The organism is Pararobbsia alpina (genome assembly GCF_902859895.1).
Lineage (GTDB): Bacteria > Pseudomonadota > Gammaproteobacteria > Burkholderiales > Burkholderiaceae > Pararobbsia > Pararobbsia alpina.
Genome location: NZ_CADIKM010000007.1, coordinates 43,974 through 55,847, shown reverse-complemented (window position 1 = coordinate 55,847; position 11,874 = coordinate 43,974). Strand labels below are relative to the sequence as shown.

The following is an 11,874-nucleotide window of genomic DNA, read 5'->3' as shown; positions in this document are numbered from 1 at the left end:
GTCATACATAACCGGGACATGCGGTGCGGAACAAACGGGGGCTCGCGGTCTTTTCACTGTCGGCGATTGCCGTGCTGGTCTCGGTCGCCGCTACCTGGCCGCGTTTTCACGTGCGTCCGGTCGATCCCGTTGCCGAACATCCCAGTGTGAAACTGCCGCTCGTCGCCTCCGCTCCCGAGGCGAGCGGCCCGCTCTCGTGGGCTCGCCTGAGCGCCGACCAGCATGAGGCGCTCGCGCCATTCGCGCACGACTGGGACAAGTTCGACGACGATCGCAAGCGCCGCTGGATCAAGATCGCATCGCGTTATAAGAAGATGTCCCCCGATGCGCAGAAACGGCTGCACGGCCGCATGCACGAATGGCTGAGCATGACACCCGAGCAGCGTCGCACCGCGCGCGAGAACTATCAGCTTTCGAAGCAGGTACCGGTCCAGCAGCGTGAAAACGCGTGGAACGCCTACCAGCGGCTTCCCGAAGACCAGAAGAAGACGCTCGCCGCAGCCGAGAAACGCAACCACCGGCCGACCGTCGTCACCGCGCCGCCGACCGGCACGCCCGAACTCAAGAACCTCAACCACGCGCTGCACGCCGAGACGCTCGCCGAGGAACTGCCTGCGGCAGCCTCCCAGCCGGTGCCTCTCGCGCCACCCGCGCCCGCATCGGTGCCCGCCTCTGCACCCGAACCCGCGTCAACGCCTCTGCTCACGCAGCCGGCTTCGACGCCGTGGTATTTCGAGGACCGCCATCCATGAGCACCGCCGGGGTATCGCCGGCGAATTCGGGCAGCCAGGCACCGGCGTTGCGTCGGCGCCTGCTCTGCATGGTCTATGAGGCAGTGCTGTTGTTCGGTGTCGTCTTCATTGCAGCCTATTTGTTCAGCACGCTGACCCAGCAACGCAACGGGTTGACCCACCACCTCTGGCTGATGGGTTGGCTCGGACTCGTCGTCGGCATCTATTTCGTCTGGTTCTGGACACACGGCGGACAGACCCTGCCGATGAAGACCTGGCGACTCCGGCTGGTCGACGCACAGTTGCGGCCTGTCTCGGTCGCTCGGGCCGTCGCACGCTATGTGCTCGCCTGGCTCTGGTGGCTTCCGCCGCTCGCGATGCACCCGCTGCTCGGACTCAACGTGCCGTTGACGCTTGCCTTGCTCGTCGTCTGGATCGCCGCCTGGGCGGCGGCCACCGCGCTCGACACCGACCGGCAGTTCATCCACGACCGCCTTGCCGGCACGCGTCTAGTCCCGCTGGCGGAACGCTAGACCGGGCAGTAATAAGAAGATCTTGTTACTGTCATCGTATGGTCACGTTCGGCTGGCGAAATGCGGCTATCGCATCCGACCCGCGCCGCCATGAAACCCAAGACGACGTCCCTGCCTCCGCTGTTCCGTCAGACCGTCATGGATGCCCCCTCATTCACCGGCGGCCCGCCTACCCCGCAAGCGCTGCGCGACGACCCGACCTCCCCGCCTTCCTCCGCCTTCCTCCCCGACGACGAACCCCAGCACCGCTACCGCACCATCTGGCTATCGGATGTCCATCTGGGCACGAGCGGTTGCCAGGCACCCTATCTGCTCGACTTCCTGCGCCATAACGATTCCGAGTACCTGTATCTGGTCGGCGACATCATCGACGGCTGGCAGCTCAAGAAGGGCTGGTTCTGGCCGCAGGCACACAACGACGTCGTGCAGAAAGTGCTGCGCAAGGCACGCAAGGGTACGCAGGTCTTCTATATTCCGGGCAATCACGACGAATCGGCGCGCCAGTTTTGCGATCACGCGTTCGGTGATATTCAGATTCGCGAGGAGGCCTTCCACACGACGCTCGCGGGCAAGCGGCTATGGGTGGTTCATGGCGACCTGTTCGACGGCGTGATCCAGCACGCGAAATGGCTCGCCTATGTCGGCGACTCGCTTTACACGCTGATCCTGCTCCTGAACCGGTGGTTCAACCGGATCCGTGCGCGCCTCGGCTTCCAGTACTGGTCGCTCTCGCAGTACCTCAAGCATCAGGTCAAGAATGCGGTCAATTTCATCTCGCAGTTCGAGAAGGTCATGACCGACGAAGCGCGCCGGCGCGGCTGCGACGGCGTGGTCTGTGGCCACATCCACAAGGCCGAGATCCGCGAGATCGACGGCGTGCTCTACTGCAATGATGGCGACTGGGTCGAAAGCCTGTCGGCACTCGTCGAAACATTCGAAGGCGAGCTCAAGGTCATCTACTGGACCGTGCTCCGTTCCCCCGAAGGAACAACGCTGAGCCGCGCGCCCGCGCGGGTTGCCGCATGACCGACAACAATCCAGGAGCCGCGATGAAGATCATGATCGTTACGGATGCGTGGGAGCCTCAGGTCAATGGTGTCGTACGTACGTTGAAGAACACGTCGCGCGAGCTCACGGCGCTTGGTCATCAGGTCGAACTGCTGACGCCACTCGACTTCACGACCCTCCCCTGCCCGACGTACCCGGAGATCCGTCTGTCGCTGTTCCCGGGCGGCAAGGTCGCCACACGCATCGCGGCCTTCAGGCCGGACGCGCTGCACATCGCGACCGAAGGGCCACTCGGCATGGCCGCCCGCGGCTATGCGAAGCGCCACCAGTTGCCGTTCACGAGTGCCTACCACACGCGCTTTCCCGAGTATGTGCAAGCGCGTTTCGGCATGCCGCTCACCTGGACGTATCGCTTCCTGCACTGGTTCCACGGCCGCTCGCAGGCTGTGATGGCACCGACGCCAGTGGTCAAGCAGGACCTCGAGAAGTTCGGCTTCGACAATGTCGTGCTTTGGTCGCGCGGCGTCGACCTCGACATCTTCCATCCACAGGAATCGAAGGTGCTGAATACGGCCCGACCGATCTTCCTGTATGTCGGCCGGGTCGCCGTCGAGAAGAATGTCGAGGCTTTCCTGAAACTCGACCTGCCCGGCTCGAAATGGGTCTGCGGCGAAGGTCCGCAACTCGCCGAGCTCAAGTCACGTTACCCTGAGGTCAACTATCTCGGTGTGCTGTCACAGCCCGAACTTGCAAAGGTCTACGCGGCAGCGGACGTGTTCGTGTTTCCGAGCCGCACCGACACATTCGGCCTCGTGCTGCTCGAGGCCCTCGCCTGCGGCCTGCCGGTGGCCGCCTTTCCGGTCACGGGCCCGATCGACGTGCTTGGCGACGGCCCGGCCGGTGCCATGAACGAAGACCTGCGTGAGGCCTGCCTCGACGCACTGAAGATCGATCGCGCCGACGCACGTGCATGGGCTGAACGGTTTTCGTGGCGCGCCGCTTCGGAACAGTTCGCCTCGCATCTGCGCCCCTTGCCGCACGTCGCGGCCACAAGCGAGAATGTGGCCGTCTGAATGTCCAATAACGCGCCACCCTTGAAGAATCCCTACAAAGGCAATCGCGGCTTTACGCGTGCCTGGCATGCTCTAAAGAACTCGATCAACGGGTTCCGCGATGCCTGGCGCGAGGAAAGCGCATTTCGCCAGGAGCTCACGTTCGCGGCGATCCTCGTGCCCTGCGGCATCGTGATCCCGGTCACGGCCGTCGAGCATGTGCTTCTGATCGGCTCGGTGCTGCTCGTGCTGATCATCGAACTGCTGAATTCGAGCGTCGAGGCCGCGATCGACCGCATTTCGCTCGATCTCCACGAGCTCTCCAAGCGCGCGAAGGACTTCGGCAGTGCGGCGGTCATGGTCGCCCTGCTGCTGTGCCTGCTGACCTGGGTGTTGCTGGCGGGGCCGGTCGTGCTTCATTGGTTCAAGTAAATCGAACGATCGGTTTATAATGGCCCGGGTATATTCTGCAGGGGCCGTAAACATGGCGGAAGCGAAACCACCTCGTCGCACCCGGGAGCGTATTCTCGAATTGTCGTTGAAGCTCTTCAACCAGATCGGCGAGCCCAACGTGACGACCACGACAATCGCCGAGGAAATGGACATCAGTCCGGGCAACCTGTACTACCATTTCCGCAACAAAGACGACATCATCAACAGCATCTTCGCTCAGTTCGAGCTGGAGATCGAACGGCGCCTGCGGTTTCCCGAAGACCACAAGCCGACCATCGACGAAGTCTGGGCCTATCTGCAGTACATGGCCGACTTCACCTGGACCTACCGGTTCCTGTACCGCGACCTCAACGACCTGCTCGCGCGCAACCGGACCCTCGAAACCCACTTCAAGCAGATCATCGGACACAAGGTCCGCTTCGCACAGGATATGTGCGAGATCCTCGTGGCCGACGACGAAATGGTCGCGACACCCGAAGAGATCAAGGTCATCGCGACCAATATCGGGGTGATCGCGACATATTGGCTGTCGTACCAGTTCGTCATGAACCCGCGCAAATACAACGACCAGGATGCGATCCAGGCCGAGCTGCATCAGGTCAGCGTGCAAATCCTGTCGCTGATGGCGCCGTATCTGCGCGGCCGCTCGCGTCGGCTGTTCGATGACCTCGTCTCAGGCAAGCTGCCACGCCGCGAGTTTCACGATTACCGTACGCCGAAGGAAGTCAGCTGAAGCGCGGTGAAAGTGCAATTGAAGGGCGATGTAGATCGGTGGAAGAACAGGGGAACAGGGGAACAGGGCGAAGCAAGTGGAACAGCCCGAACCGGGCGAACTGCGGCATCATGAGCGCTTGATCAACCGATAGAGAGGGCTCGATGATTCGTTCGGTCTGTGTTTATTGCGGTTCTTCGCCGGGTGCGCAGCCGGCTTATGCCGAAGCGGCGCGCGGTTTCGGGCGCGCGCTCGCCGGGGCCGGACTGACGCTGGTCTACGGCGGCGGCAGGGTCGGCCTGATGGGCATTGTCGCAGACGAGGTGTTGGCGGCCGGCGGCACAGCGATCGGCGTGATTCCCGAACTGCTGCTGTCGAAGGAAGTCGGTCACACCAGCCTGACGGAACTCCATGTCGTCAAGGACATGCACGAGCGCAAGAAGATGATGGCCGATCTCTCGGATGCGTTCGTCGCGCTGCCCGGCGGCGTCGGTACCTACGAAGAACTGTTCGAAGTCTATACATGGGCGCAGCTCGGCTATCATCACAAGCCGGTTGGCGTGCTCAATGTCGCGCAGTACTTCGCCCCCTTGAAGGCGATGCTCGACCACACGGTTAGCGCCGGCTTCATGCGGCGTGAGTTTGCGGACCTGTTGCAGTTCGCCGACTCGACCCCGGTACTGCTCGACAAGCTCCAGCGCTATTCGCCGCCCTCCCGTGACAAGTGGGCCGAACATCGCGACGAGGTCTGATCACGCGGGTCTTGATCAGGCGTCCCGCAGTGACTGGAGCGCGGGCCGCTTGAGCACCTGCCGCAGACCGAACCATCCGCCCGCCGTCGCGCAGACGATGCCCGCCGCGAGTCCCACGAATGGCAGCCACGCGCTGAGCGCGAGGTGGAACTGGAACACGCGGTCGGCGAGCACCCAGCCGATCGTTTGTGCACCGAGCGCCGCGAGCAGGCCGGCGAGGCCGCCGACCACGACGAATTCGGTCACCTGCACGGCGCGAATCTGTGCCTGCGAGGCGCCGAGCGCGCGCAGCAGCGCGGCCTCGCGTGTGCGCTCGTCGCGCGTGCCCGCGAGCGCCGCGTAGAGCACGAGTATCCCGGCCGCGAGCGTAAATACGAACAGGAACTGCACGGCACTGATGACCTGGTCGAGAATCCGCTGCATCTGCGCGATGATCTGCCCGGTATCGATGACGGTCAGGTTCGGATACCGGTGCACCAGCGCATCAACGGTGGCCTGCCCTGCTTCCCCGGGTGGCAGGCGGAATGCCGTGATGAAGGTCGCCGGAAAATCGGCGAGCGCGGTGGGTGGCAGCACCGCGAAGAAATTCACGCGGAACGTGCCCCAGTCGAGTGTGCGGATGCTGGTCACAGGGGCATCGATCTGCTGGCCTGCCACGTCGAAACGCATCTGGTCGCCGACCTTGATATGCAGGCGCTTGGCCATCCCCTGCTCAAGCGAGATCTGCGGCGCACGATCGTCGCCGAACCATTTGCCGGACACCACGCGGTTGTCCGGCGCAAGCTCGGTCGTATAGGAAAGATTGAACTCGCGATCGACGAGGCGCCGGGTCTCGTTGTCCTTGTAATCGTCGGGATTCACCTTGCGGCCCGCGATCGCGACCAGCCGGCCACGCACCATCGGCGCAAGCGTGAGATCGGGATAGCCCTGCTGCTTCATGAGATCGAGCACGCCGGCGCGCTGGTCGGGCTGGATATCGATGACGAACTGGTTGGGCGCGTCGGGCGGCGTTGATTTGCGCCAGCCGTCGATCAGGTCGTTGCGCGTCATCCCGAGCAGCAGCAGGCACATCAAGCCGATACCGAGCGCGGTGATCTGCAGCGCGCTCGCCACGCCGCGCCGTTCGAGAGAAGCCAGCGCATAGCGCCAGCCGAGCCCCGAGAATGCACGCGTGGCCCTGCCCCCACGCGCTGCGCGCGAGAGGCCGTGCAACACAAGACGCGAGATCACCCCGAATACCAACAGGCCACCGGCAAAGCCTCCTGCAACAATCCCGCCGAGCTTCCACTCGCCCGCTGCGATGATCAGCAGACTCGCGAACAGCGCGACACCCACCGTATAGGCAAGCCAGGCGATGCGCGCGGCATCGCCCAGTTCGCGCCGGAGCACGAGTGCGGGCGGCACCTGCGTGAGCGGCAGCAGCGGCGGCACCGCGAAACCAAGCAACAGCACGAGCCCGGCGGCGATACCTTCGGCGACCGGCCAAAGCGTGGGCGCGGGAAGCACGACGTCAATCAACTGGCCGAGCCAGCGCAGCAGGATCTCATGACCGCCGTAACCGATCAGCACACCGAGCGCGCTCCCAACGAAGCCGATCAACAGGAATTCGATGATGAACCATGCGCGCATCTGCGCACGGCTCGCGCCAAGACAGCGCATCACCGCGCAACCGTCGAGATGGCGGCGCATATAACGTTGAGCGGCCATCGCGATCGCCACCGCGGCGAGCAGCGCGGTCAGCAAGGCCACGAGCGTCAGGAAATGGCGCGCGCGGCTCAGCGTATCGCGCACCTGGGGCTGCCCGTCGTCGACCGTCTCGATCGACATGCCACGCAGCCTGTCGTTTTCGGCGCTGCTCTTGTCCGTACCCCCGTCGACCTGTGCCCGTGCCCATTGCGTGAACTGCGCGACCCCGGGATCCGCACCCGCGACAAGCAGACGATAGGTGACCCGGCTGCCATAGCCGACCAGATGCGTCGACGGCAGATCCGCTGCATCGAGCATCACGCGAGGCGAGAAACTGACAAATGAGAAACCGCGGTCAAGTTCGCGTGTGATGACCGCCGCGATCTGGAAATTGCGCACGCCGAGCTTGAGCGTGTCACCGATCTTGAGGTGAAGCGCATCGAGCAGCGAAGGATCGACCCAGACGGTACCCGGCTCGGGAATCCGCGCAGCCGCCTGGTCGGCCGCGCCCGCGCCAGTCCTGATGCGTATCTCGCCGCGCAACGGATACCCGGGCGAGACGGCCTTGAGCGCGGCGAGCCGGCTCGCATCGGAGCCGTTGTTCGCCGACACCATGCTTGGGAAAATCGCGGTGGTCGCGGTTTGCAGTCCATGCGCGCGCGCCTGCGCCATGAACGCCTCGCCGACCGGATGATCGGCCCGAACCACTAGATCCGCGCCGATCATCTTGCGCGCGTCGCGCTCGAGCCCCTGGCGCAGACGGTCACCGACAAAACCGACGCTGGTCAATGCGGCAACCGCGAGGACCAAGGCGAGCAGTAGCATCGTGAGTTCGCCGGCGCGCCAGTCGCGCACGGTCATTCTCAAGGACTGGCGCAAGATCTCGGCTAAGGCGGAAGGACGGCGGGGTGCGGCGGTGCTGGTGCTGGTGCTGACTGCGGTCACTCGTGCTTGCTCCCGAGCGGTTCAACCCCCAGCATATGCGTCGCCATGCCGCGCCAGCCTCCCTGTACGCCTCGCCAGAGGCGCGGCAGCACCCAGCCTGCGAAACACAGGAAGCTGATCAGCAGCACGAGGAATACCAGCGGGAGAAACAGGGCAAGCATCAGGCCGACGACCATCAGCACGTCCTCGGCGATCGAGGCGATCCAGTTCGACAGCGGTTCCGGCGACATATTGATCAGCACCCGGCTACCGGCCTTGGTCAGGTGTGCCGTGCCCGCGAGCGTGCCACCGGCCAGCGCGGCCAGGGTCTGCATCGAAGGATCGGCATGGCCGAGCGCCGCGGCGGCGAGCAGGGCACCGGCGGGAATCCGGATCAAAGTATGGATGGCGTCCCAGAGCGAATCGAAGGCGGGAATCTTGTCGGCGAGAAATTCAATGACTGCGAGCACGACGGCGGCACCGATGACCCAGGGGGACGCGAGCACGGCAAGCTCGGGAGGCAGATGGACCAGCCCCATGGCCGCACAGACACCGACCAAGGCGATCGTCAGATACAAACGTAAGCCGCTGGCCCAGGCCAGGCCGGCCGACAAAGATATTGCTGAAAGCATTGCCGCCTCCTTCACACGCCTCGCACCTATTCGCGGCACACGCGCTCGTGCAATCGATTATAACCACCGCTCAGCGCACCATCCATGCAAATGCGGTGCCATTCGGCCGCATCTCGCGTTTTTCGCGTGGATTCGAATCGAATCTTTCGCGAACGCCTCGAATGTCGCGGTCGCATGTGCCTCGTCGGCCTTAAAAAAGCCAAAGGCCCGCGGAGCAATCCCGGGGGCCTTTGTATTGCCACATGCGTTGCCGATATTCGCCAGCGTTCGTCATCGTTGTCACCCTGCCCCACCCGCTGGCGCGGGGCGAGTTGCGAATCGGAAAGTGATCCGTCAGTCCTTGCGCACCGATTTGACGGGATCGGGCGCGTAACGCCATTTCGCAACATGCGAATCCAGGTTTGCACAGCCGAGCCGGAGCTTTTCCATGCGTGCCTCGTCTTCAATACGCAATTGTGACCGCTTGTCTTCGTGAAACCGAGTTGAACCGGGAGATTGCGTCATATTGACCTCAAAGAAACGCACCACCGGCGGACCCCATGGCTCGCCGCGATGATGGCACAGTCTAAAGCATCAGCCCCCGCAAGCCCCGCATTCAAATGTAAGGGTTCGACACGTGGGTTCTGGGAACAGTGCGTGCTACACTGATTTATCGACCTTTGTGTCCTTGCCCGCCCTAGTCATTGCACGTGTCAGGCGCTCGTCGACTTTCGACACAGCGAAGCCTGACAAGAAGCCCTCGCGTTTCTGCGCCAGCCCGCACCGGGCCTAACTTTTTCCCTCCGCCACGCACTGTTGCGTCGCGCACGCGCCGCTCTCGGGCGCCGCCTCCACCCCGCGCAATTCGACGAGGGATGGACAACCTGGACTCATATCATGATCGAAACCATCCGGCAGTACCGGGGACTGGAAATCCACCCCCTTGTCTACCCGCGCAGCCCTCATCGCGAAGACGGCTCCCACAACTACGAGTCGGGCTTCGACGCTTCGGTGCAGATCTGCCGTCGCGGCTCGGACAACACCATCACCGGCACCCGCGTATTCCGCGTGTCGGGCGACGTACCGTTCCCGGGAGCCGGCCAGGCACGCCTTGCGTCGGCGCGCTTTGCCGAGCGCCTGATCGATGGAGAAATCGAGGGTCAGTCCATCGATGATCTCTGATCGCACCGCGACGAACGCGACCGCCAGCCGACGGCGCCAGGACGTGCCGATGCCGTCCGGCACGGTGCCGCGCGACAATTATCTCGTCGCCGTGTCGTCACGCCGGACCTCGAGCGGCACGATCCCGACGCTCAAGATCGTCCGCCTGAGCGACAAGCGGGTCATCTACCCGTTCACAGGCTGTGCCGATATGCCCTTGTTCGAGGACGCGCAAGCTGCGCGCCTTTATGCGGAAACTTACGGCTGGCAACTGGTTGACGGCGATATCGCCGTGCCTGAATAGGCATCGGCGAGCGACTCTCATTTTCCGGGCATTGCTCAGTTTCCAGACTTCAGCTTACAGCCCTCGACTTTCAGCCTTCAGCCGGCGTGGCCGCCGGCTTGCGCGGACGGCGCGGGCGCGCAGCGGGTTTTTTCGCCTCTTCAGCAGGCTTCACCGTATCGGGTATCGCGATATCAGCCGGTTTTGCCTCGCCCCGTTTTCTCGCCGCCCTCCCTTCCCTCGCTTTTCCTGACGCAGGTTTCGCAGCCATCGGGGCGACCGTTTCGCTGACCGCCCTTGCTTCGACCTCTCGGCTCGACGTGCCGGCCGCTTCGACATCGCCGGTTTGAACCGGCGCACTCGATCGGGCCGTCTTGGCCGCCGCGGGTCTACGCGTACCGCGCGGCCGGCGGCGTGCCTCGGGCTGATCGGCCTGCTCGGCTGAAGCCTCTGCGCTACCGGACCTGCCCAGGTCTTCCGCGAAGATCGATTGCACGCTCTCTTCAGCGCGATTCCGTCGTGAAGGGCGCTCAAAGAAGGGATCTGGGGTCGCGTCGGCCGTCGATCCGGAGGGGGACCGGGAGGAGAACTCCGGCTCGAAACCGGACGAGGATTCTGGCAAGGGCCGGGATTCAAGCGGAGGCCTCGAAGAGGATCCTGCGGGCGAACCTGCCGCGGACTCGGACGTCGAGGCAAACGTCGGCTCATCCCCCCGTTCGTCCGGGCGTTCGTATGCCGGTTCGCCCCCATCCTGCGGCACACTCGGCTGAAGCGTCGACACCTCGCTGCCCGCGAACAGATCCGGGTGGCGCTGCCCGCGCCCCCCCGGCCGTTCGACGCCTTCGCCGCGCGACGCGTCGCCCGCCTTCCCTCCGCGGCGGCTTCCGCGCCCCTTTCGGCGCGGTTCAGCCCGCGTTTCCGGGGGGTCGCCAGCCGCTTCGCCCTGCGTTTCGCCGTTCTCCTGCGACACCGAAGCGCCACGTCTCGGCGCGACCTCGCTGCTCACCACACCTTCATGGCCGCGGAACACGAACGTTCCCGATTTTTCGTCGCGCCCGACATCGAGCAAGCCACGCGCACGTGCTTCCTCCAGCAAATTGCCAAACGCGCGGAAGCCGTAGTACGACTCGCTGAAATCGGGTTTGCGGCGCTTGATCGCATCCTTGAGCACCGAGGCCCAGATCTTTCCACCGTCGCCTTGTTCGGAGACCAATGCATCGAAGGTCTCGACGGCAATTTCGATCGCCTTGACCTTGCGTGCCTCGAGTTCGTCCTTGCGGCTACGCACCTCATCCGACGAACGCTCGAGCGCCGGTTGCGGCTCGCGCTTGTCGCGTTTGGCCGCCTGACGCTGACTTTCGCGCACGAGGTCGTCATAGAAAATGAACTCGTCGCAGTTGGCAACGAGCAGGTCCGAGGTCGACTGCTTGACGCCGACGCCGATCACGCGTTTCGCGTTTTCGCGCAGCTTCGAGACGAGCGGTGAGAAATCCGAATCACCGCTGATGATGACGAAGGTGTCGACATGCGACTTCGTATAGCAGAGATCGAGCGCATCGACGACCAGGCGGATATCCGCCGAGTTCTTGCCCGACCGCCGTACATGGGGGATTTCGATCAGCTCGAAGTTCGCCTCGTGCATGGAGGCCTTAAAGCCTTTGTAACGCTCCCAGTCACAGTACGCCTTCTTGACGACGATGCTGCCCTTGAGCAGCAGGCGTTCGAGCACGGGCTTGATGTCGAACTTTTCGTACTTTGCATCACGCACGCCGAGCGCGACATTCTCGAAGTCGCAGAACAGCGCCATGCTGACGTTTTCGTTGGACGTGGCCATCGGGGATTTCCAGTGTAGGGCGGCCCCGAAGCATCCGCGGGGTCATGGCGTTCATGATAGCCGACACGCGAGCCGGCGAGCAGCAAGGACACACTTGGCGTCGGGGACGTAGTCGGCAAGGCACTTTCACGGTG

Annotated in this window: 12 protein-coding genes; 9 read left to right on the top strand and 3 right to left on the bottom strand. The window is 63.7% G+C overall.

Annotated elements, in window-relative coordinates; genetic code table 11:
• Window positions 1-23 precede the first annotated feature (23 nt).
• From HV670_RS10100 to HV670_RS10070, 7 genes are all read left to right on the top strand, one after another.
• Complete coding sequence (locus HV670_RS10100) at window positions 24-752, top strand: DUF3106 domain-containing protein (RefSeq protein ID WP_175104647.1); 729 nt, start codon at window positions 24-26, stop codon at window positions 750-752.
• Window positions 749-1,264 (top strand): RDD family protein, encoded by a 516-nt coding sequence (locus tag HV670_RS10095; protein ID WP_175104646.1) that lies wholly within the window; start codon window positions 749-751, stop codon window positions 1,262-1,264. Before HV670_RS10100 ends, HV670_RS10095 begins: the two co-directional genes overlap by 4 nt.
• 90 nt (window positions 1,265-1,354) lie before the next feature.
• The gene (locus tag HV670_RS10090; protein ID WP_175104645.1) at window positions 1,355-2,290 is read left to right on the top strand and encodes a UDP-2,3-diacylglucosamine diphosphatase; all 936 of its coding nucleotides are present in this window, start codon (window positions 1,355-1,357) and stop codon (window positions 2,288-2,290) included.
• Window positions 2,291-2,313: 23 nt separating this feature from the next.
• On the top strand, window positions 2,314-3,345 hold the full coding sequence (locus HV670_RS10085) for a glycosyltransferase family 4 protein (protein ID WP_175104644.1): 1,032 nt from the start codon (window positions 2,314-2,316) through the stop codon (window positions 3,343-3,345).
• Window positions 3,346-3,366: 21 nt separating this feature from the next.
• Window positions 3,367-3,756, top strand: a complete 390-nt coding sequence (locus HV670_RS10080; RefSeq protein ID WP_246257197.1) for a diacylglycerol kinase — start codon at window positions 3,367-3,369, stop codon at window positions 3,754-3,756.
• 52 nt (window positions 3,757-3,808) lie between these two features.
• On the top strand, window positions 3,809-4,510 hold the full coding sequence (locus tag HV670_RS10075; protein ID WP_175104642.1) for a TetR/AcrR family transcriptional regulator: 702 nt from the start codon (window positions 3,809-3,811) through the stop codon (window positions 4,508-4,510).
• 146 nt (window positions 4,511-4,656) lie between these two features.
• Window positions 4,657-5,241, top strand: coding sequence for an LOG family protein (locus tag HV670_RS10070; protein WP_175104797.1), 585 nt, complete (start codon window positions 4,657-4,659; stop codon window positions 5,239-5,241).
• A 15-nt stretch (window positions 5,242-5,256) separates the two neighbouring features.
• Here HV670_RS10070 and HV670_RS10065 read toward each other — a convergent pair whose 3' ends face one another.
• Complete coding sequence (locus HV670_RS10065) at window positions 5,257-7,872, bottom strand: ABC transporter permease (RefSeq protein ID WP_425511409.1); 2,616 nt, start codon at window positions 7,870-7,872, stop codon at window positions 5,257-5,259.
• Window positions 7,869-8,483: a DUF4126 domain-containing protein gene (locus HV670_RS10060; protein ID WP_175104641.1), complete on the bottom strand. Its 615-nt coding sequence runs from the start codon at window positions 8,481-8,483 to the stop codon at window positions 7,869-7,871. Before HV670_RS10060 ends, HV670_RS10065 begins: the two co-directional genes overlap by 4 nt.
• 876 nt (window positions 8,484-9,359) lie before the next feature.
• On the opposite strand from HV670_RS10060, the gene HV670_RS10055 reads away from it, so the two are divergent.
• Both HV670_RS10055 and HV670_RS10050 read left to right on the top strand, forming a co-directional pair.
• The gene (locus tag HV670_RS10055; protein WP_175104640.1) at window positions 9,360-9,644 is read left to right on the top strand and encodes a hypothetical protein; all 285 of its coding nucleotides are present in this window, start codon (window positions 9,360-9,362) and stop codon (window positions 9,642-9,644) included.
• Window positions 9,634-9,927 carry a DUF6723 family protein gene (locus HV670_RS10050; RefSeq protein ID WP_246257196.1) on the top strand — a complete coding sequence of 98 codons (294 nt, stop codon included), beginning with the start codon at window positions 9,634-9,636 and terminating at the stop codon, window positions 9,925-9,927. Before HV670_RS10055 ends, HV670_RS10050 begins: the two co-directional genes overlap by 11 nt.
• A 70-nt stretch (window positions 9,928-9,997) precedes the next feature.
• On the opposite strand, the gene HV670_RS10045 is transcribed toward HV670_RS10050, so the two are convergent.
• On the bottom strand, window positions 9,998-11,740 hold the full coding sequence (locus HV670_RS10045; RefSeq protein ID WP_175104639.1) for an NYN domain-containing protein: 1,743 nt from the start codon (window positions 11,738-11,740) through the stop codon (window positions 9,998-10,000).
• Window positions 11,741-11,874: the final 134 nt, after the last annotated feature.